Genomic DNA, 22453 nt, shown 5'->3' with positions numbered 1-22453 from the left:
GTCGCGGCCCTCGCCGAAGCGCCCGGCGGCGAGGCCGCCCGCCCGGTGCTGGCCCCGGCGGTCCGGCCGGACGTCCTGCCGCTGTCGTACGGGCAGCAGCGGCTCTGGTTCCTCAACCGCTTCGAGGGCCCGTCGGCGACCTACAATATGCCGGTCGCGCTGCGCGTGCGCGGCGCGCTCGACGAGGCCGCGCTGCGCGCCGCGCTCGGCGACGTCGTCACCCGGCACGAGTCGCTGCGGACCGTCCTGCCGGACGAGGACGGTGTTCCGCGCCAGCTCGTCCTGCCCGCCGCGGACGCGACGCCCGACCTCACGGTCGTGGAGAGCACCGAGGCCGACCTGCCGATGCGGCTGGCCATGGCCGCCGGGCACGCCTTCGACATCTCCGCCGAACCGCCGCTGCGCGCGACGCTGTTCCGCCTCTCGCCCGACGAGCACGTGGTGCTGCTGCTGATCTCGCCCGACGAGCACGTGGTGCTGCTGCTGATGCACCACGTCGCGGGCGATGGCTGGTCGATGGCTCCGTTGGCGCGGGATGTGCTGACGGCGTATGTGGCGCGGGCGGGTGGTGGCGCGCCGTCGTGGGCGCCGTTGCCGGTGCAGTACGCGGACTACACGCTCTGGATGCGTGAACTCCTCGGTTCCGAGGACGACCCGTCGTCGCTGGTGTCGGCGCAGATCGCGTTCTGGAAGTCGGCGCTGGAGGGGTTGCCGGAGGAGTTGGCGCTGCCGACCGACCGGCCGCGTCCGGCCGAGGCGTCCTACCGGGGCGGGACCACCCGCTTCACCCTGCCGCCCGCCACCCACGAAGCGCTGCTCGCGCTCGCCCGCGAGACCGGCGCGAGCCCCTTCATGGTCGCGCAGGCCGCGTTCGCGGCGCTGCTGACCCGCCTGGGCGCCGGGACCGACATTCCGGTGGGTTCGCCTATTGCGGGGCGGACGGACGAGGCGCTGGACGATCTGGTCGGCATGTTCGTCAACATGCTCGTCTTCCGGACCGACACGTCCGGCGATCCGACGTTCCGCGAGCTGGTCGCGCGGGTGCGCGAGACCGACCTCGCCGCGTACGCGCACCAGGACGTCCCGTTCGAGCGCCTGGTGGAGGTGCTGAACCCGCCGCGCCACCTCGGCCGCCACCCGCTGTTCCAGGTCGGCCTGACCTTCCAGAACAACCCCGAGGCGCGGCTCGAACTGCCCGGCTTCAGCGCCGAACCCGAACCCCTGACCGCCGGCGTCGCCCGCTTCGACCTGCTCATGGTCCTGACCGAGCGGACCGCCGCGGACGGCTCCCCGGCCGGAGTGGACGGCGAGCTGGAGTTCGCGCTCGACCTCTACGACCCGGCGACCGCCGCCGGTCTCGCCGCCCGGTACGAACGCCTCCTCACCGCGCTCCTCACCGCGCCCGACACCCGCGTCGGCGAGGTCGAGGTGCTCGACCCGGCCGAGCGCCGCACGATCCTGGACGACTGGGCGGGCGGCTCTTCCCCCGTCGTTGAGCGGGCGTCGGTTCCGGGGTTGTTCGAGGCGCAGGTGGCTGCTCGTCCGTGGGCGGTCGCGGTGTCGTTCGAGGGGCGTTCGTGGACGTATGCGGAGGTGAACGCGGCTGCGAACCGGTTGGCGCGGCACCTGCTCGCGCAGGGGGTCGGACCGGAGCAGTTCGTCGCGCTGTCGTTCCCGCGCTCGGCGGACCTGGTGATCGCGATCCTCGCCGTGCTGAAGACGGGCGCGGCGTATGTTCCGATCGATCCGGAGTATCCGGCCGATCGGATCGCCTACATGGTTCAGGACGCCTCGCCGGTGCTGACTCTCACCAGCATCGAGGTGGACGGGGACTACTCGTCGGAGAATCTGGTCGAGGTGGAGGTGTCGCCGGACAGTCCGGCGTATGTGATCTATACGTCGGGTTCGACGGGTCGTCCGAAGGGTGTGGTGGTTCCGCATCAGAACGTGGTGCGGTTGCTGCGTTCGACGGAGTCGTGGTTCTCGTTCGGTCCGGATGATGTGTGGACGTTGTTCCACTCTTATGCGTTCGACTTCTCGGTGTGGGAGTTGTGGGGTGCGCTGCTGTACGGCGGCCGTCTGGTCGTCGTCCCGTACCTGATCTCACGCTCGCCGGATGAGTTCCTGAGGCTGTTGGCTGCTGAGCGTGTGACGGTGTTGAACCAGACGCCGTCGGCGTTCTACCAGCTCATGGCCGCCGACCGGGAGAATCCCGGCACTGATTTGGCGTTGCGGTATGTGGTGTTCGGTGGTGAGGCGCTGGAGTTGGGGCGTCTGGACGACTGGTACAGCCGCCACGCGGACGATGCTCCGACGCTGGTCAACATGTACGGCATCACCGAGACGACCGTGCATGTCTCCTATGTCGCTCTTGACCGCGACCGCGCCGCTGACGCTCCCGGAAGCATCATCGGTGTCGGCATTCCTGACCTGCGGGTTTACGTGCTGGACGAGCGGTTGCAGCCTGTCCCGGCGGGTGTGGTCGGCGAGCTGTACGTCGCGGGCGCGGGCCTGGCACGTGGGTACCTGAACCGGCCTGGCCTGACGGCTGAGCGGTTCGTCGCCGACCCGTTCGGCACAGTGCCCGGTTCGCGCATGTACCGGACGGGCGACCTCGGCCGCTGGCTGGGCGACGGCCGCCTGGAGTACCTGGGACGGTCCGACCAGCAGGTGCAGCTGCGCGGGTTCCGGATCGAGCTGGGGGAGATCGAGTCGGCGCTGGTCCGGCATGAGGCGGTCGCGGACGCGGCTGTCGTGTTGCGGGACGAGAAACTGATCGCCTACGCCGTCCCGGCGACCAGCGAGACCGAGCTTGACGTCTCTGACCTGCGGCGTTTCGTGAACGAGTCGCTGCCGGACTACATGGTTCCGGCGACTGTCGTGGCGCTTGATGCGTTGCCGTTGACCTCCAACGGCAAGCTCGACCGCAAGGCGCTGCCCGCGCCCGACTTCCAGGCCAAGGCCGATTCACGCGAGCCGCGCACCGCAGAGGAAGCGACTCTGGCCGGGCTGTTCGCCGAAGTCCTCGGTGGCCTGGAGAAGGTCGGGATCGACGACGGGTTCTTCGACCTCGGCGGTGACTCGATCATCGCCATCCAGCTCGTCTCCCGCGCCCGCCAGCAGGGCCTGGCGATCACCCCGCGCGACGTGTTCCAGCACCAGACCGTGGCCGAGCTGGCGGCCGTCGCCCGGCCCGTCGGTGAGGACGAGCGCGTCGAGGTCGAGGAGCCGGGCGCCGGGACCGGGCCGGTCCCGGTGACGCCGATCGTCGGGTGGCTGCGGGAGCGGGTCGGCGGCGACGCCGCCCTGATCTCGGGCTTCCACCAGGCGACGCTGCTGGTCACGCCGCCCGCCCTCGGCCTGGACCGGCTGACCGCCGCCCTCCAGCGGGTCGTCGACCACCACGACATGCTCCGCCTGACCCTGGAGGTGGACGGCGACGAGTGGCGTCCGGTCGTCCGGCCCGCCGGGAGCGTCCCCGCGTCCGGCCTGGTGTCCCGGGTGGACGTGGCGGGCCTGGACGCCGACAAGCTCCAGCAGGTCGTCACCGACCAGGCCGCCGCCGCCCGCGACGCCCTCGACCCGGCGCGCGGCGAGGTCGCCCGGGTCGTCTGGCTGGACGCCGGGGACGAGCGCGGACGGCTGCTGGTCGTCCTGCACCACCTGGTCGTGGACGGCGTGTCGTGGCGGATCGTCCTGCCCGACCTGGTCGCGGCCTGGGCCGGAGCCGACCTCGAACCCGTCCCGACCTCGTTCCGCCGCTGGGCGCAGAAGCTCACCGACGCCGCGTCCGACAGGGCCGTGACCGGCGACCTGGACGACTGGCTCGACATCGCCGACGGGCCGAGGCAGGACATCGCCGACCGGGCGCTCGACCCGCGCGTGGACATCGCCGCCCGCACCGCTTCGGTCCGGCTGGCGCTGCCCGCCGACGTGACCGGGCCGCTGCTCGGCGACGTCCCGGCGGTGTACCACGGCCGCGTGAACGACGTCCTGCTGACCGGCCTCGCGCTCGCCGTGACGCACTGGCGCCGGCGGCGCGGCGGGCGCTCGACCGGCGGCGTGCTGGTCGACCTCGAAGGGCACGGCCGCGAGGACGCCGTGCCGGGCGTGGACCTGTCCCGGACGGCGGGTTGGTTCACCGCGATCCACCCCGTCCGGCTCGACCCCGGCACCACCGACTGGGCCGAGATCGAACGCGGCGGCCCGGTCGTCGGGACGGCGCTGAAGAAGGTCAAGGAGCAGCTCCGCGCGGTCCCCGGCGGCGCCGGCGGGCTCGGGTACGGGCTGCTGCGGTACTGCGGCGACCCGGACGCGGCCGACGAGCTGGCCGAGATCCCCGCCGCGCAGCTGGCGTTCAACTACCTCGGCCGGGTCGCGGCCGGCGGCGACGGCGACTGGGAGATCGCGCCCGAGGCGCTGCCGCCCGGCGAGGACCCGCGGATGCCGGCGGCGCACGCGCTGGAGGTCAACGCCGTCACCCGCGACCTGCCGTCCGGGCCGGAGCTGACCGCGGTGTGGTCGTTCCCGGACGGCCTGCTCGCCGAGGACGAGGTCCGGGAGCTCGCCGAGGCGTGGTTCGCGGCGCTGCGCGGCCTGGTCGCGCACGCGGCGTCCGGCGAGGCGGGCGGGTTCACCGCGTCCGACCTGCTGGTGGACCTGGACCAGGGGGAGATCGACCGGCTGCAAGAGGCGTGGAGGAACAGGCAGTGAACCGGGGGGACCTCGAGGACATCCTGCCGCTGTCACCGCTGCAGCAGGGGTTCTACTTCCACGCCGTCTTCGACGACGCCGCGGACGACGTGTACACCGCGCAGCTCGTCCTCGACCTGGACGGGCCGCTGGACCGGGCCGCGCTGCGCCGGTCGGCGGAGGCGCTGCTGCGCCGGCACGCGAACCTGCGGGCCGCGTTCTGGCACGAGGACCTGTCCAAGCCCGTCCAGGTCGTCCCGCGCTCGGTGGAGCTGCCCTGGGAGGAGACCGAGGCGGCCGACGACGCCGAGGCGGACGCGGTCGTCGCGCGCGAACGGGCCCGGCCGTTCGCGCTGACCGAGCCGCCGCTGCTGCGGTTCGTCCTGGTGGGGCTGGGCCCGGAGCGGCACCGGCTCGTCCTGACGAACCACCACATCCTGCTGGACGGCTGGTCCACGCCGGTCCTCGCGACCGAGCTGTTCCTGCTGTACGTGCACGGCGGGGACGACACCGCCCTGCCGCGCGCCACCCCGTACAAGAACTACCTCGCGTGGCTCGCGGGGCAGGACCGCGACGCCGCCGAGGTCGCCTGGCAGAAGGCGCTGTCCGGCCTGGACGAGCCGTGCCTGGTCGCGCCCGAGGCCGCCGGGCTCCGGCCCGTCCCGCCCGGCCGCGCCGTCACGGAGCTGGAGGAGCGCTTCACCCGCCGCCTCACCCGCGTCGCGCGCCGCCACAACGCCACGCTGAACACCGTCCTGCAGGCCGCGTGGGGCATCGTCGTCGGCCGGATGCTGGGCCGCGACGACGTGGCGTTCGGCGCGACCGTGTCGGGCCGACCGGCGGACCTGCCGGGCGTCGAGCAGATGATCGGCCTGTTCATCAACACCCTCCCGGTCCGCGTCCGGTTCCGGCAGGACGAGCCGTTCGGCGCGCTCGTCGAGCGGCTCCAGGAGGAGCAGACCGAGCTGCTGCCGCACCACCACCTCGGCCTCACCGACATCCAGCGGGCGGCCGGGCACGGCGGCGCGCTCTTCGACACCATGACGGTGCTGGAGAACTATCCGTTCGACCCGGCGAGCATGGACGGGTCGCTGAACGGCGTCCGGATCAGCGGGGCGGACGCCTACGACGCGACCCACTTCCCGCTGTCGCTGGTCGCCGCGCCCGGCCCGGACCGCATGGAGCTGCGCCTCCACCACCGTCCCGACGTCTACCCGGCGGAGGTCGCCGAGGCGCTGCTCGGCCGGGTCCGGCGCGTCCTGGAGGAGTTCGCCGAGGACCCGGACCGGCCGATCGGCGCGCTCGCCCCCGCCGGGGCCGACGAGCTGGCCCGGTTCGCCGCCTGGAACGAGACCGGCGCGACGCCGCGCCCGGGGACGGTCGTGGACCTGTTCGAGGCCCGCGCCGCCCGCACGCCGGACGAGGTCGCGCTGGTCAGCGGCGACCTCGCCCTGACGTACGCGGAGCTGAACGCCCGCGCGAACCGCCTCGCGCACGAGCTCGCCGCGCGCGGCGTCGGCCCCGAGGACCGCGTCGCGCTCGTCCTGCCCCGGACGCCCGAGATCGTCGTGGCGATCCTCGGCGTGCTGAAGGCGGGCGCCGCGTACGTGCCGATCGACCCCGCGTACCCGGCGGACCGTGTCGCGTCCATGCTGGACGACGCCGAACCGGTCCTCACCCTCACCGCCGGGCACGAGGCGTTCGCCGCCGACCGCCCCTCGACCGACCCGGTCCGGACGGTCGTCCCGGAGAACGCGGCCTACGTCATCTACACGTCCGGCTCGACCGGCCGGCCGAAGGGCGTCGTCGTCCCGCACGCGGGCCTGCTGAACTACTACGACGCGCACCGCGTCCGCTTCTTCGAACCGGTCGAGGACGAGACGGAACCGGGACGGCGGCTGCGGTTCGCGCACCTCGCCTCTTTCTCGTTCGACACCTCGTGGATGGGCCTGCTGTGGATGATCCACGGCCACGAGCTGCACCTGATCGGCGACGACGTCCGGCGTGACGTGGAGGCGTTCGCCGCCTACATCGCCTCCCGGCGGATCGACCTGGTCAACACGACGCCCTCGCACTTCCAGGCGCTCCGCGGGGCCGGGCTGCTGTCCCACCCCGCACACCGGCCGACGCAACTGCTCATCGGCGGCGAGGCCATCGGCGACGCCCTCTGGGACGACCTGCGTGCGCTCGACGGCGTGACCGTCCGCAACTTCTACGGCCCGACCGAGGCCACCATCGACACGATGAGCGTGGTCGTCGCCGACGCGCCCCGCCCGACCGTCGGCGGCCCGCACCCCGGCGCCCGCGCCTACGTGCTCGACTCCGCGCTGCAGCCCGCGCCCGTCGGCGTCCCCGGCGAGCTGTACCTGGCCGGCGTCCAGGTCGCGCGCGGCTACCTCGGCCGCCGCGCCCTCACCGCCGAGCGGTTCGTCGCCGACCCGTTCGGCGCGCCGGGCTCGCGCATGTACCGGACGGGCGACCTCGCCCGCTGGAACCCCGACGGCACCATCGAGTTCCTCGGCCGCGCCGACGACCAGGTGAAGATCCGCGGCTTCCGGGTGGAGCTCGGCGAGATCGAGAACGTGCTGTCCCGGTTCGACGGCGTCGGACGGGCCGTCGCCGTCGTCCGCGAGGACACGCCGGGGGACCGGCGGCTCGCCGCCTACGTCGTCCCCGCGACCGTGGACGCCGCCGCGCTCCGCCGCCACGCCGCCGCCCACCTGCCCGACCACATGGTCCCGTCCGTGACCGTCCTGGACGCGCTGCCGCTGACCGTCAACGGCAAGGTCGACAAGCGCGCCCTGCCCGAGCCGGACGCGTCCGCCCACGGCGCCGGGCGCGGGCCGCGCTCGCCGCAGGAGGAGATCCTGTGCGGCCTGTTCGCCGAGGTCCTCGGCGTCGCGCGGGTCGGCGTGGACGACGGGTTCTTCGACCTCGGCGGCGACTCGCTCACCGCGATGCGCCTGGTCAGCCGGGTCCGCACGGCGCTCGGTGCGGAGCTGCCCGTCCGCGCCCTGTTCGAGGCCCCGACCGTCGCCGGGCTCTCGGCGCGGCTCGCCTCGGCCGGCGGCGCCGCGCGTCCCGCCCTGGTCCCGGCGGAGCGCCCGGACGTCCTGCCGCTGTCGTACGCGCAGCAGCGGCTCTGGTTCCTGAACCGCTTCGACGGTCCGTCCGCCACGTTCAACATGCCCGTCGCGCTCCGCCTGAACGGGCCGCTCGACCCCGCCGCGCTGGAGGCGGCGCTCGGCGACGTCGTCACCCGGCACGAGGCGCTGCGCACGGTCTTCCCCGAGGTCGCGGGCACGCCCCGCCAGCTCGTCCTGGACCCGTCCGCCGCCCGCCCCCGGCTGGCCGTCGCCGACACCACCCCCGACGCCCTGCCGCTCGCCCTCGCCGCGGTCGTCGGACAGGGCTTCGACCTGTCGGCGGAGCCGCCGCTGCGCGCCGCCCTGTTCCGCCTCGCCCCCGACGAGCACGTGGTCCTGCTGGTCCTGCACCACGTCGCGGGCGATGGCTGGTCGATGGCTCCGTTGGCGCGGGATGTGCTGACGGCGTATGTGGCGCGGGCGGGTGGTGATGCGCCTTCGTGGGCGCCGTTGCCGGTGCAGTACGCGGACTACTCGCTCTGGCAGCGTTCGCTGCTGGGGTCCGAGGAGGATCCGTCGTCGCTGGTGTCGGCGCAGATCGCGTTCTGGAAGTCGGCGCTGGAGGGGTTGCCGGAGGAGTTGGCGCTGCCGACCGACCGGCCGCGTCCGGCCGAGGCGTCCTACCGCGGCGGAACGTTCACCTTCTCACTGGACGCGGGACTGCACGGCGCGCTGCTCGGCCTCGCCCGCGAATCCGGTGCGAGCCTGTTCATGGTCATGCAGGCCGCGTTCGCGGCGCTGCTGACGCGCCTGGGCGCGGGAACGGACATTCCGGTGGGTTCGCCTATTGCGGGGCGGACGGACGAGGCGTTGGACGATCTGGTCGGCATGTTCGTCAACATGCTCGTCCTGCGTACCGACACCTCAGGGGACCCGTCCTTCCGCGAGCTGGTCGGGCGCGTCCGCGAGGCCGATCTCGCTGCCTACGCGCACCAGGACGTCCCGTTCGAGCGCCTGGTGGAGGTGCTGAACCCGGCCCGCTCCATGGCCCGGCACCCCCTCTTCCAGGTCGCGCTGTCGTTCCAGAACAACCCTGAGGCGACCCTCGAACTCGACGGCCTCACCGGCGGCCCGGTGGACCTCCCGCTCGGCACCGCCAAGTACGACCTCTCGCTCTACCTCCAGGAACTCGCCGACGACTCCGGCGCCCCCGCCGGGATCTCGGCCGGGCTGGAGTACGCCCTCGACCTGTTCGACCCGGACACCGCCGCCGGGCTCGCCGCCCGCTTCGAGCGGTTCCTGCGCGAGGTCGTGGACGCCCCCGACGAACCGATCTCCACCGCCGAGATCCTCGACCGCTCCGAACGCCACACCCTGCTGCGCAAGTGGGCGGGCGGCTCCGCTCCGGTGGTGGAGCGGGCGTCGGTTCCGGGGTTGTTCGAGGCGCAGGTGGCTGCTCGTCCGTGGGCGGTCGCGGTGTCGTTCGAGGGGCGTTCGTGGACGTATGCGGAGGTGAACGGGGCTGCGAACCGGTTGGCGCGGCACCTGCTCGCGCAGGGCGCAGGCCCCGGGACCTTCGTCGCCCTGGCCCTGCCCCGGTCGGCCGATCTGGTGATCGGCGTGCTGGCGGTGCTGAAGGCGGGGGCGGCGTATGTTCCGATCGATCCGGAGTATCCGGCTGACCGGATCGCCTACATGCTTGAGGACGCCTCGCCTGTTCTGACGGTGAGCAGCGTTGAGGTGGAGGGCGATTATTCGTCGGAGAATCTGGTCGAGGTGGAGGTGTCGCCGGACAGTCCGGCGTATGTGATCTATACGTCGGGTTCGACGGGTCGTCCGAAGGGTGTGGTGGTTCCGCATCAGAATGTGGTGCGGTTGCTGCGTTCGACGGAGTCGTGGTTTTCGTTCGGTCCGGACGATGTGTGGACGTTGTTCCACTCTTATGCGTTCGACTTCTCGGTGTGGGAGTTGTGGGGTGCGCTGCTGTACGGCGGCCGTCTGGTCGTCGTCCCGTATCTGACGTCGCGGTCGCCTGCTGATTTCTTGGAGTTGTTGGCTGCTGAGCGTGTGACGGTGTTGAACCAGACGCCGTCGGCGTTCTACCAGCTCATGGCCGCCGATCGGGAGAATCCGGGCACCGATTTGGCGTTGCGGTATGTGGTGTTCGGTGGTGAGGCGCTGGAGTTGGGGCGTCTGGACGACTGGTACAGCCGCCACGCGGACGATGCTCCGACGCTGGTCAACATGTACGGCATCACCGAGACGACCGTCCACGTCTCGTACGTCGCTCTCGACCGCGACCACGCCGCTGACGCTCCCGGGAGCATCATCGGCGTTGGCATTCCTGACCTGCGGGTCTACGTGCTGGACGAGCGGTTGCAGCCTGTCCCGGCGGGTGTGGTCGGCGAGCTGTACGTCGCGGGCGCCGGTCTCGCGCGCGGGTATCTGAACCGGCCGGGGTTGACGGCCGAGCGCTTCGTGGCCGATCCGTTCGCGACGTCCGGCGAGCGCATGTACCGCACCGGTGACCTGGGGCGGTGGCGCAAGGACGGCACCCTCGAATACCTCGGCCGTGCGGACCAGCAGGTGCAACTGCGCGGGTTCCGGATCGAGCTGGGGGAGATCGAGTCGGCGCTGGTCCGGCATGAGGCGATCGCGGACGCGGCTGTCGTGTTGCGTGACGAGAAGCTGATCGCCTACGCCGTCCCGGTGACGCCCGGCACCGAACTCGATGCCTCCGACCTGCGGCGTTTCGTGAACGAGTCGCTTCCGGACTACATGGTTCCGGCGACGGTGGTGGCGCTTGATGCGTTGCCGTTGACCTCCAACGGGAAGCTCGACCGTAAGGCGCTGCCCGCACCCGATTTCCAGGCCAGGGCCGATTCACGCGAGCCGCGCACCGCAGAGGAAGAGACTCTGGCGGCGCTGTTCGCCGAAGTCCTGGGCGGCTTGGAGAAGGTCGGGATCGATGACGGGTTCTTCGACCTCGGCGGTGATTCGATCATCGCCATCCAGCTCGTCTCCCGCGCCCGCCAGCAGGGTCTGGTGATCACGCCGCGCGACGTCTTCCAACATCAGACGGTCGTGGAACTGGCCGCCGTCGCGCGGCCCGTCGGGGAGGCCGAGCAGGCCGAGGCCGAAGCGCCCGGCACGGCGCTCGGACCGGTCCCGCCGACGCCGATCATGCGCTGGTTCGGCGACCTGGACGGCCCGACCGGCGACTACAGCCAGCGGATGCTGCTGGTCACGCCGCCCGCCCTCGGCCTGGACCGGCTGACCGCCGCCCTCCAGCGGGTCGTCGACCACCACGACATGCTCCGCCTTCGCACCTCCCCGGACGGCGGCTTCACGGTGCCCGAACCAGGGGCGGTCGACGCGTCCGAGCTGGTCCGCCGCGTGGACGTGCAAGGACTGGACGACACTGAGCTGCGGGCCGTCCTGCACAGGGAGTCCCTGGACGCGCGCCGCAGGCTCGCCCCCGCCGAGGGCGTCATGGTCCAGGCGGTGTGGTTCGACGCCGGACCCGACCGGCGCGGACGCCTGCTCGTCACGGCCCACCACCTGGTCGTGGACGGGGTGTCCTGGCGGATCGTCCTGCCCGACCTGGTCGCCGCCTGGGCCGGAGCCGACCTCGAACCCGTCCCGACCTCGTTCCGCCGCTGGGCGCAGAAGCTCACCGCCGAGGCCGCGAACCCCGAGCGGCGCGCCGCCGAGGCCGGCCTCTGGCGGGAGATCGAGGAGACCCCGGACCCCGCGCTGGCGTCCCGTCCGCTCGACCCCGCGACCGACACGTTCGGCACCGCCCGGCACCTGACCGTGGAGCTTCCCGCCGACGTCACCGGGCCGCTGCTGACCGAGGTCCCGGCCGCGTTCCACGCCCGCGTGAACGACGTGCTGCTCACCGCGCTCGCCGTCGCCGTCGCCGACTGGCGCGGTGGACCGGGCACGGCCGTCCTGGTGGACCTCGAGGGGCACGGCCGCGAGGAGATCGTGCCGGGCGTGGACCTGTCCCGGACGGTCGGCTGGTTCACCTCGATCTTCCCGGTCGCGCTCGACGCGGGCGAGGTGCCGTGGAGCGAGGTCGAGAGCGGCGGCGAGGCCGCCGGGACCGCCCTGAAGAAGGTCAAGGAGCAGCTCCGCCGCATCCCGGACAACGGCATCGGGCACGGCCTGCTCACCGCTGCCAACGCCCAAGCCGACCCCTCCGCCGACACCGCCGGGCGGCGGGGCTCCGGCCGGACGCCGCAGATCGCGTTCAACTACCTCGGCCGGACGGCCGCTAGCGGCGACGACACCGACTGGTCGCCCGCCGGGCCGGACGACAACGCCGCGCTCGCCGCGGGCCAGGACGACGCGCTCGGCCTGGTCCACGCGGTCGAGGTCAACGCGCACACCCGCGACCTGCCGTCCGGTCCGGTGCTGTCGGCGACCTGGACGTACGCGGGCGGCCTGTTCGGCGAGGACCGGATCCGGGCGCTGGCCGGGCGGTGGACGGCCGCGCTGCGCGGCCTGGCGCTGCACGTCACCGAGGGCGCGGGCGGCGGGTTCACCCCGTCCGACCTGACCCTGGTCGAGATCGACCAGGACGAGATCGACGAGCTGGCCGCCGAGTTCGGCGACCTCTCCGACTGGGAGCTGGATTGACCGCCGACCACCCCCCGACCGGCCCCGCGGGCGCCCCCGGAGCCGAGCCGAAGAAGCCGTCGCTGCTCCAGGACGTCTGGCCGCTGTCGCCGCTCCAGCAGGGCCTGTTCTTCCACGCCCGCTACGCCGACGCGTCCGCCGACGTCTACACCGCGCAGGCCGTGATCGAGCTGCGTGGCGCGCTGGACGCGGGCGCGCTCGAGGCCGCCGCGGCGGCGCTGCTGCGGCGGCACGCGAACCTGCGGGCGGCGTTCCGGCAGCGCAAGGAGGGGACGCCCGTCCAGGCGATCCTGCGCGAGGTGCGGACGCCGTGGGAGGAGATCGACCTCACCGCGAGCCCGGACGCCGACGCCGAGGCGGACCGGATCGCGGACCGTGAGCGCGCGCGTCCCTTCGACCTGGGCAGGCCGCCGCTGCTCCGGTTCGTCCTGCTCCGGCTGGCCGACGACCGGCACCGCCTGGTCTTCACCAACCACCACATCCTGCTGGACGGCTGGTCCACGCCGATCCTCCAGACCGAGCTGTTCGCGCTCTATCTGACCCGGGGAGACGACAGCGGCCTGCCGCGCGTCACCCCGTACAAGAACTACCTGGCCTGGCTCTCCCGGCAGGACCGCGACGCGGCCGAGCGGGCCTGGCGCGACGCGCTGGCGGGGGTCGAGGAGCCGACGCTCGTCGCGCCGGATGCGCCCGAACCGCCCGCCGACGCCGAACCGGGACGCGTCCGCCGCGAGCTGGACCCCGGACTGACGGCGGCGCTCACCGCACGGGCCCGCGCGCACAACGTCACGCTCAACACCGTCCTGCAGCTGGCCTGGGGGCTGCTGCTCGGGCGGCTCACCGGCCGCGACGACGTCACGTTCGGCGCGGCGGTGTCAGGCCGTCCGCCGGAGCTGCCGGGCGTGGAGCGGATGGTCGGCCTGTTCATCAACACCCTCCCGGTCCGCGTGCGGGCGAACCCGTCCGACACGGTCGCGGACGCCCTGGCCAGGCTCCAGGCGGAGCAGGCCGACCTGCTGCCGCACCACCACGTCGGGCTCGCCGGCATCCACCGGCTCACCGGCGTCGGCACGCTGTTCGACACGATGACCGTCCTGGAGAACTACCCGTTCGACCCGGAGGCCGCGGGAGCGGAGCTCGGCGGGCTGACGCTGCACGGCGTCGGCGGCTACGACGCGTCGCACTATCCGCTCGCCCTCGCCGCCGTCCCGGGGGAGCGGCTGTCGCTGCGGCTCGACCACCGCACCGACCTGTTCACCCCCGACCAGGCCGAGCGGGTCATGGACCGGCTGCTGCGCGTCCTGCACGCCGTCGCGCACGAACCGGACGCCCCGCTGGCCCGCGTGGACGCGCTCTCGCCGGACGAGCTCCGGCGGCTCCTCGCGGACGCGCGAGGCGAGACCGCCGAGACCGTCCAGACCGGCGAGACCGGCGAGCGCGTCCCTGAGACGATCACCGCGCGGTTCGCCGCCCGCGTCAAGGCCCACCCCGACCGGGAGGCCCTTCGCACGCCCGACGGCGGCGTCACCTACGGCGAGCTGGACGCGCGCGCCAACCGCCTCGCCCACCTCCTGCGCGCGCGGGGCGTCGGGCGCGACACGCGGGTGGCGATGCTGCTCGAACGGTCGGTGGACGTCGCCGTCGCGACCCTCGCCGTCCTCAAGGCGGGCGGGGCGTACGCGCCGATCCACCACAGCTACCCGGCGGAGCGCCTGCGGTGGGCGGTCCGGGAGGTCGGCGCGCCCGTCCTGCTCGTGGACGAGACCACGCGGCACCGCGTCGCGGGCCTCGACACCGGCGCCGAGACCGTCGTCATCGGCGTGCACCCGGACCTCGCCGGCCTGCCGGACACCGACCCCGGCGCCGACGCCCACCCCGACCAGCTCGCCTACGTGATGTTCACGTCCGGCTCGACCGGGCTGCCCAAGGGCACGATGGTCACCCACCGGAACGTCGTGGACCTCGCGGACGATCCGGCGATGCGGTCCGGGGCGCACGACCGGGTGCTCGTCCACTCGCCGCACGCGTTCGACGCGTCCACCTACGAACTGTGGGTGCCGCTGCTGGCGGGCGGCACCGCCGTCGTCGCCCCGCCCGGCCGCGTGGACGCCGACGAGCTCCAGCGCCTCGTCAAGAACGAGGACGTCACCGGCCTGTTCCTCACGACGGCCCTGTTCAACCTGGTCGCCGAGGAGCGCCCGGAGGCGTTCGCCGGGCTGCGCGAGGTGCTGACCGGCGGCGAGACCGGCTCGGCCGCCGCGATGCGCCGCGTCCTCGCCGCCTGCCCGGACACCCGGCTCGGGCACGTCTACGGGCCGACCGAGGCCACCGCCTACGCCACCTACGCCGACATGCGCGGCGTCCTCGCCGACCCGGCGGAGACGACGCCCGTCCTCGGCCGTCCGATGGCCGGGATGCGGATGTACGTGCTGGACGGTGCGCTGCGTCCCGTCCCGCCCGGTGTGACCGGCGAGGCGTACATCGCCGGGTCCGGCCTCGGGCGCGGCTACCTGGACCGTCCCGCGCTGACCGCCGAACGCTGGGTCGCCGACCCGTTCGGCCCGCCCGGCTCCCGCATGTACCGCACGGGCGACCTGATGCGGCGGCGCGAGGACGGCACGCTCGAGTACGTCGACCGCGTGGACTCGCAGGTGAAGATCCGCGGCTTCCGGATCGAGCTGGGCGAGATCCAGGCCGCCCTCACCGCGCTGGACGACGTCGCCCACGCGGCGGTCGTCGTGCACGAGGACGGCGCGGCCGGCGGAGGAGCCGGGGTGAAGCGGCTGGTCGCCTACGTCGTGCCCGCCGCCGGAACGGACGGCCTCGACAGGACGGACGGCCTCGACACCGCCGCGCTGCGCCGGGCGGTCGCCCGGCGGCTGCCCGAGTACATGGTGCCGTCCGCGTTCGTCGTCCTCGACGACCTGCCGCTCGGCCCGACCGGCAAGCTGGACCGGCGCGCGCTGCCCGTCCCCGACTTCGCCGCCGCTGCCGCCGGACGCGCCCCCGAGACCCCCGACGAGGAAGCGCTCTGCGCGGTGTTCGCCGACGTCCTCGGCCTGGACGGGGTCGGCGCGGACGTGTCGTTCTTCGACCTCGGCGGCGACAGCGTCACCGCGCTGCGCCTGGTCGGACGGGCGAAGCAGGCCGGGATCGAGCTGACCCCGCGCGACGTGTTCACCCACCAGACGGTGGAGCGGATCGTCCGGCGCGCCGAGGACGGCTCCGACGCGGACCTCGCCTTCCGGCCGCTGCTGCCGATCCGCACCACCGGGACCAGGCCGCCGCTGTTCCTGGTCCATCCCGCGGGCGGTCTGGCCTGGGGATACATGCAGTTCCTGGCGCACCTGCCCGCCGACCAGCCCGTCTACGGCCTCCAGTCCCGCGTGTTCACCGGGGCGGAACCGGCCGAGGACGTCGCCGCGATGGCCGCCGACTACGCCGCGCTGATCCGGTCCGTCCGGCCGCACGGGCCGTACCACCTGGGGGGCTGGTCGCTCGGCGGCCTGATCGCCTACGAGACGGCCTGCCGGCTCCAGGCCGACGGCGAGGAGGTCGGGCTGCTGGCGCTGATCGACTCCTACCACGGGCAGGACCTCGGCTCGGCCGAGCGCGACGTCCTGCCGGAGGTGCTCGGCGCGATCGGCATGGACCCGGACGCCGTCGTGCGCGACGGCGTCCCCGACGTCCCGAAGATCATGGAGTTGCTCGCCGCGCGCGCCGACGTGCTGTCCACCCTCGGCGAGGACGACCTGGTCCGGGTCTTCCGCGCCTACCAGGCGGGCATCCGGCAGGCCGAGACCTACCGGCCCGGGACGTTCCGCGGCGACCTGCTGTTCTTCACCGCGCTCCGGGACCGTCCGGCGGACATGCCCGCCCCGGCCGAGCACTGGGGCGCGGTCGTCGCCGGACGCGTCACCGAGCACCCCGTGGACGCCGGGCACCACGCCCTGATGGAGCCCGCCGCGGTCGCCGTGATGGGCCCGGTGCTCGCCGCCGAACTGGACGTACACCACGCTAACCTGACAGATCACCAGGCCGGAAGGACCACCCGATGACCAACCCGTTCGAGGACCCCGACGGCACGTTCCTCGTGCTGCGCAACGGCGAGGGCCAGTACTCGCTGTGGCCGGCGTTCGCCGAGGTCCCCGCAGGCTGGACGGTCGCCAAGGCCGCCGACACCCGGGCCGCCTGCGTCGAGTACGTCGAGACGCACTGGACCGACATGCGCCCGCGCGGCCTGGCGGAGGCCATGGGTGGCTGAGTGGGCGGCTGACGGAGCGGCCGAGGGGGTGGCTGAGTGGGCGGCCGGCCCGGTCGAGATCCCCGCGGTCACCGAGTGGACGATGGAGATGCGCGACCCCGCCGCGCTCCGGCCCGCGCCGCTGCCGTCCGTCGAGATGTCCTTCACCCTCGCCCGGGTGCCGTCGCCGGACGTCAACCGCGCCCTGTACGCGGCCGTCGGCGCGCGGGTCTGCTGGACGGACCGGTTCGGCTGGACGCACGCCGACTGGACGCGCTGGGTGGAGCGCCCGGAGCTGTCCACCTGGATCGCCATGGCCGAGGGCACCGTCGCCGGGTACTTCGAGATCGAGGCGCAGGCCGGCGGTGACACCGAGATCCACCTCGTTGGCCTGACCCCGGCGTTCGTCGGCCGCCGCTACGGCGGCTACCTGGTCGAGCAGTGCACGCGGCGCGCGTGGCAGCGCGGCCGGCTGTGGGCGGAGCACGCCGGTCCGGCCGCCCGCGTGTGGCTGCGCACCAGCACGCTCGACCACCCCAACGCGATCGGCAACTACCGGAGCCGGGGCTTCACCGTCGCCGCCGAGTCGACCGTGTCCAAGGTCGTCCCGGATCCGCGGCTCGCCCCCTGGCCCCTTCCCGACGACCCGCGCCTCGCCCGCCACGTCCCCGAGGAAGTCGAGGATCTCGTCCCGTGACCTGGTTCCGCTGCACGGCCGTCCGTCCGTGGGCCCCGCTGCGCCTGTTCTGCTTCCCGCACGCGGGCGGGTCGGCGGTGTTCTACCGGAGCTGGGCCGAGGCGGTCGGACCGGCGGTCGAGGTGCACGCCGTCCAGTACCCCGGGCGCGCCGACCGGCTCCGGGACCCGCTGATCCCCGACGCGCGGCGGCTCGCCCGGCTCGTCGCCGGGGCCATCGGGCAGCACGCCGACCGTCCGGCCGTGCTGTTCGGGCACAGCATGGGCGCGCTGGTCGCCTACGAGACCGCGCTGCTGATGCGCGAGCGCGGGCTGCCGCTCGCCCACCTGTTCGCGTCCGCCGCGCGCTCCCCGCGCGACTGGGGCGACCGGCGGAGGATCTCCACCCTGGACGACGACGGCGTGGTGGCCGAGATGGTCGCGCTCGGCGGCACGGACGCCGCGGCCCTGGAGGATCCCGAGCTGCGCGAGCTCGTCCTGCCGTACGTCCGCAACGACTTCGCGCTCGTCGAGTCGTACGTCGCGGACGAGCGGGACGACCGTCCCCGGCTGGACGTGCCGGTGACCGCGATCGTCGGCGACGCCGACGCGAACGTGACCGCCGGGCAGGCCGAGCGGTGGCGGGAGGAGACCTCCTCCGACTTCGCGCTGCGGGTGCTGCCCGGCGGCCACTTCTACCTTCAGGAGCAGCGCGACGCGGTGGTCCGCGAGGTGCTGACCCGGCTCCAGATCCCCGCGCAGGGCCACTGACCCGGCGCCCACTGATCCGAGCGCCCACTGATCTGCGCGGCCTCTGACCTGCGTCAACCGTCTCCGCGGTCACCGTTCTCGGAATTCCCCGGGCGGACGTGGCCGTCCGCCCGGGGTCTCCGGCCAAGGACAGGGACCGGTGGGGGTGGAGAGGGAGGAGCGGACTAGTAGACCGTCGCGCCGTACGCGCTCAGCGCGGCGGTGACCGGCTGGAAGAACGTCGTCCCGCCGGACGTGCAGTTGCCGCTGCCGCCCGAGGTCAGGCCGAGCGCGGTGTTGCCCGCGAACAGCGAGCCGCCGCTGTCCCCGCCCTCGGCGCACACGGTCGTGCGGATCATGCCGGTGACCGTGCCCTCGGCGTAGTTCACGGTCTGGTTGAGCGCGGTGACCGTCCCGGAGTGGAGGTGCGTGGTGCTGCCGCTGCGGTAGACGGTCTGCCCGACGGTCGGGTTGCCCGCCGAGGTGATGTCGCGGCTGCCCGAGTACAGGTCCACGACACCGGTCGTGTCGGACGGCGTGGAGGAGTACTTCACGATGCCGTAGTCATGGCCCGGGAAGGTGCTTCCGGCCGTCGTGCCGAGCACGGACGTGTGCGCGGAGTTGGAGTACCAGGTGCTGCCGAGGTTCGTGCAGTGCCCGGCGGTCAGGAAGTAGTACGCGCCGCTCTTCTTGACGTTGAAGCCGAGCGAGCAGCGGTAGTTGCCGGTGTAGATGGCGTCGCCGCCGGCGGTGAACAGCCGGAACGCCCCCGCGACCCGCTCGGTCCGGACGGCCGCGCCCTGCTTGGCGGCGGCCTTCCTGACCTTCGCGAGCCTCGCGCCCGAGACCGTCGCGTCCATGGTGAGGACGACCTGGTCGGTCTTCGGGTCGGCGGCCCACGCGGTACCGGGGACGGAGGCGTCCCGTTTCAGCGCGGCCATGACCTTCTTGAGGTCGGCGCCGGAGCGGGCCACGGTGCGCGGCTGCGCGCCCGCGGCGCGGACGGCGTCGGCGCTCGCGGCGTCCGACACGGTGACGACGAGCTTGCCGGACGAGTCGAGGTAGGACCCGGCGCTGCGGTCGCCGAGCTTGTGCGAGAGGGAGTCGGCCAGGCGGGCCTGGCGCTCCTGCGCGGACGAGGCGGGGGACGGCGCCGCGGCGTGCGCGGCGGGGGCCACGAGGGCGGCGGTGAGGAGTGCGGCGGCCGATCCGGCCACGGCGGCGCGGCGGGTGCGCGTGTGCGGGGTACGCACTGGGAGCCTCCAGGGGGATGCGGTACGTCCGGATGACGCACCGGAGGTTCTGCCGAGCATCCGTGACCGGGGCCCGCCCGCCTAGGGACGATCATGCTTACGTGGGGTGGCCGGAGTTGGCGGAATACGTTCGGGACAAACCCATAGAAACGGGCATGATTGTTGGTTTGACAGCCGGGGTCGGGTGGAGTGCGGCGACCCGTCGGCCGCCGGGACGCCGCCTCTCAGCGCGGGGTCACCCCCGGGGAGCCGCTACGAGGCCGGCATGACGCCGCCGGGCGGTCAGTACAGCTCGACGCCGAACGCGCTCAGCGCCGGGCCGACCGGCTGGAAGAAGGTCTCCCCGCCGGACGCGCAGTCCCCGCTGCCGCCCGAGGTCAGGCCGATGGCCTTGTCCCCGGCGAACAGCGAGCCGCCGCTGTCGCCCGGCTCGGCGCAGACGGTGGTCTGGATGAGGCCGCTGACCGACCCCTCCTGGTAGTTCACCGTCTGGTCGAGCGCGGTCACCTTGCCGTCGTGCACCTGGGTGGTGCTGCCGCTGCGGGTGACGGTCTGCCCGACCACCGCCTCGCCCGCGCCGGTGATGTCCTGCTCGCCCGCGCCGTACAGGCTCACCACGCCCTTGGTGTCGGACGGGGCGGACGCGTACTTCACCAGCCCGTAGTCGTGGCCGGGGAACGTCCCGTCCACGGTGTCGCCGAGCTTCCGCGAGCCGCCCTGGTCCGCCGACCACGACGTGCCGACGGCCGTGCAGTGGCCCGCCGTCAGGAAGTAGTGGTCGGACCCCTTCTTCACGTTGAACCCGAGCGAGCAGCGCCCGCCGCTGGTCCAGATGGCCTCGCCGCCCGCGGTCAGCGGCCGGAACTCGCCGCCGACGCGCGCCAGCCGGACGGCCGCGCCGTGCCTGGCCGCCGCCTTGCGCACCTTGGCGAGCCGGGAGCCGGTGACCGTCCGGTCGACCGACAGGACGACCTGGTCCGTCTTCGGGTCGGCCGCCCAGGCCGTTCCGGGGACGGTCGCGTCGCGTTTCAGCGCGGCCATCACCTTCTTGAGGTCGGCGCCCGACCGGCTGACGGTGCGCGGCTGCGCTCCGGCCGCGCGCACCGACCGGGCCGCCGCCGCGTTGGTCACGGTGACCACGAGCTTGCCGGTGGCCTCGTCCAGGTACGACCCGGCCGTGGCCTTGCCGAGCCTGGCGGTCAGGTCCCTGGCCAGGGTGGCCTGGGCGGCGAGCCGGGAGTCGGCCGACGCGGGCGCGGCGGTCGTCCCCGGGGCCGCGGTCGCGAGTGCCGGGACGGCGGCCAGGCCGGCCGCCGTCAGGCCGAGGGCCGTGCCGAGCACGACCGGTCCGCGTCCGCGGGTGTGACGGATTCTCACTGGGCCTCCAGAGGGGATTGGGCGCGCCCCTGATGGCGCGCCGGAGGTCCTCCCGAGCCTGATGGCTCGCGTTCCCTGAACGGAACCCGAGAAAGTGCCGAAGGAACGCCGAGGGTGTTGGCACATTGGGTGCGGGTCCGAATGTGTATTTCGGGCAGGGTGGTCCGATGGCCGAAACCCGGACGGGCCTCCCCGGCGCGCCCCGCCGGACGTAGGGTGAAGGCGGCGGGGGTCGCGCAGCAGGCCACGGGAACCATCCCGCCCCCGGCCGCCCGCCCGCGGGAGACGCCATGGGCATCGAGATCCGGGTGGAAGGGCTCAGGAAGTCGTTCGGGCGGCAGGTCGTCTGGGAGGACGTCACGCTCACGGTCCCGGCGAGCGAGATCTCCGCGCTGCTCGGGCCGTCCGGCACCGGCAAGTCGGTGTTCCTGAAGAACCTGGTGGGGCTGCTGCGCCCGGACCGCGGCCACGTCTACGTGGACGGCCGCGACGTGCCCCGCGTCCGCGAGAACGAACTGTACGAGGTGCGCCGCCGGTTCGGCGTGCTGTTCCAGGACGGCGCGCTGTTCGGCTCGATGAACATCTACGACAACATCGCGTTCCCGCTGCGCGAGCACACCCGCAGGACCGAGTCGGAGATCCGGCGGATCGTCCTGGAGAAGATGGAGATGGTCGGCCTGACCGGCTCCGGCGACAAGCTCCCCGGCGAGATCTCGGGCGGGATGAAGAAGCGCGCCGGGCTCGCCCGCGCGCTCGTCCTCGACCCCGAGGTGATCCTCGCCGACGAGCCCGACTCCGGCCTCGACCCCGTCCGGACGGCCTACCTCAACCAGCTGTTCGTGGACCTGAACGCCGAGACGGGCGCGACGTTCCTCATCGTCACGCACGACATCGGCACCGCGCGCGTTCTGCCCGACAACCTCGGCCTGCTGTTCCGCCGCGGCCTGGTCATGTTCGGGCCGCGCGAGATGGTGCTGTCCAGCACGCACCCCGCGGTGGACCAGTTCTTCAACGCCCGCCGCGAGGGCCCGATCGGGATGGCCGAGGAGAAGGACGCCGCCGACCGGACCGCCGAGGGCGGGCCGCCGCGCACGCTGCCCGCGCCGATCCCGCCGCAGCTCATGCCGAGCGACGGCCGCGTCCGTCCGTCCATGCGGCGGCCGGGGGAGTGGCTGGCGGCCCACCACGTCACGCCCCCGCCGGGCTCCTTCGTCGACGAGACGGGCCGCGACTGGCTGCGCGACTGGGACACCCTCACCGCCGACCACCAACGCCCGGCATAGCCCGCGTCCGGGGACCGCGCGCAGGCTGAGGAGGAGTCGGCGTCGGGAGTGGTCCGGACGACGGCGACAATCGGGACGTGACGCTGCTGCTGAACCGCTCCGACCTCGAACGCCGCCTCGACCCCGGCGCGGTCATCGACGCCCTGCGCGCCGGGTTCACCGCCGGACCCGCCGGGACCGCCGCGCGCCGGGTGGTGACCGCGCTGCCCGGCCCCGGCAGCGCCACCGCGCTCATCCCGGGGCTGGTCGCGGGCGTCCCCGCCTACACGGTCAAGGTCAACGCGAAGTTCCCGGCGTCCCGGCCCGCGTTGCGCGGCGTCGTCTGCCTGCACGACCTGGAGTCCGGCGAGCTGCTCGCGCTGCTCGACTCGGCGACCGTCACCGCCTGGCGCACCGGCCTCGCCGCCGCGCTCGGCACCGCCGCCCTCGCCCGGCGCGGCGGCGGCCGCG

At 73.6% G+C, this 22453-nt stretch carries 9 protein-coding genes and 1 pseudogene; 8 read left to right on the top strand and 2 right to left on the bottom strand.

The annotated features are described in order from the left end of the window. The 6 genes from DZF91_RS02500 to DZF91_RS02475 all read left to right on the top strand — a co-directional run. A partial coding sequence (locus tag DZF91_RS02500; RefSeq protein ID WP_117355898.1) for a non-ribosomal peptide synthetase occupies positions 1-4713 on the top strand: 4713 nt, incomplete at its 5' end. Next, positions 4710-12422, top strand: coding sequence for a non-ribosomal peptide synthetase (locus DZF91_RS02495; RefSeq protein WP_117355897.1), 7713 nt, complete (start codon positions 4710-4712; stop codon positions 12420-12422). The genes DZF91_RS02500 and DZF91_RS02495, both read left to right, overlap by 4 nt. Then, complete coding sequence (locus DZF91_RS02490; RefSeq protein ID WP_117355896.1) at positions 12419-16480, top strand: non-ribosomal peptide synthetase; 4062 nt, start codon at positions 12419-12421, stop codon at positions 16478-16480. Before DZF91_RS02495 ends, DZF91_RS02490 begins: the two co-directional genes overlap by 4 nt. Then, entirely contained in the window at positions 16477-16686 is a 210-nt protein-coding gene (locus DZF91_RS02485; protein WP_117355895.1) for an MbtH family protein, read from the top strand. The genes DZF91_RS02490 and DZF91_RS02485 overlap by 4 nt, the downstream gene beginning before the upstream one ends. A 28-nt stretch (positions 16687-16714) precedes the next feature. After that, a complete protein-coding gene (locus DZF91_RS02480; protein ID WP_235834027.1) occupies positions 16715-17362 on the top strand; it encodes a GNAT family N-acetyltransferase in 648 nt (215 codons plus the stop codon). Further along, positions 17359-18111: a thioesterase II family protein gene (locus tag DZF91_RS02475; protein ID WP_117355894.1), complete on the top strand. Its 753-nt coding sequence runs from the start codon at positions 17359-17361 to the stop codon at positions 18109-18111. Before DZF91_RS02480 ends, DZF91_RS02475 begins: the two co-directional genes overlap by 4 nt. Before the next feature lie 164 nt (positions 18112-18275). Here DZF91_RS02475 and DZF91_RS02470 read toward each other — a convergent pair whose 3' ends face one another. Beyond that, the gene (locus DZF91_RS02470; RefSeq protein ID WP_235834026.1) at positions 18276-19343 is read right to left on the bottom strand and encodes a S1 family peptidase; all 1068 of its coding nucleotides are present in this window, start codon (positions 19341-19343) and stop codon (positions 18276-18278) included. Between the two features lie 282 nt (positions 19344-19625). Next, entirely contained in the window at positions 19626-20720 is a 1095-nt protein-coding gene (locus DZF91_RS02465) for a S1 family peptidase (protein ID WP_235834025.1), read from the bottom strand. A 290-nt stretch (positions 20721-21010) separates the two neighbouring features. Between DZF91_RS02465 and DZF91_RS02460 the strand changes: the two genes are divergently transcribed. After that, a complete protein-coding gene (locus tag DZF91_RS02460) occupies positions 21011-22003 on the top strand; it encodes an ABC transporter ATP-binding protein (RefSeq protein ID WP_117355891.1) in 993 nt (330 codons plus the stop codon). A gap of 77 nt (positions 22004-22080) precedes the next feature. Beyond that, positions 22081-22453: pseudogene (locus tag DZF91_RS02455) on the top strand (ornithine cyclodeaminase family protein); the annotation flags it as partial.

Origin of the sequence: Actinomadura logoneensis (assembly GCF_003428695.1) — a bacterium.
Lineage (GTDB): Bacteria > Actinomycetota > Actinomycetes > Streptosporangiales > Streptosporangiaceae > Spirillospora > Spirillospora logoneensis.
Note: the sequence above shows the minus strand (reverse complement) of the source record. Positions and strands in the feature narration are given on the sequence as shown.

Coding starts and splice junctions, on each gene's coding strand:
- DZF91_RS02460 (WP_117355891.1), top strand. CDS start 21,011: ATGGGCATCGAGATCCGGGTGGAAGGGCTCAGGAAGTCGTTCGGGCGG.
- DZF91_RS02485 (WP_117355895.1), top strand. CDS start 16,477: ATGACCAACCCGTTCGAGGACCCCGACGGCACGTTCCTCGTGCTGCGC.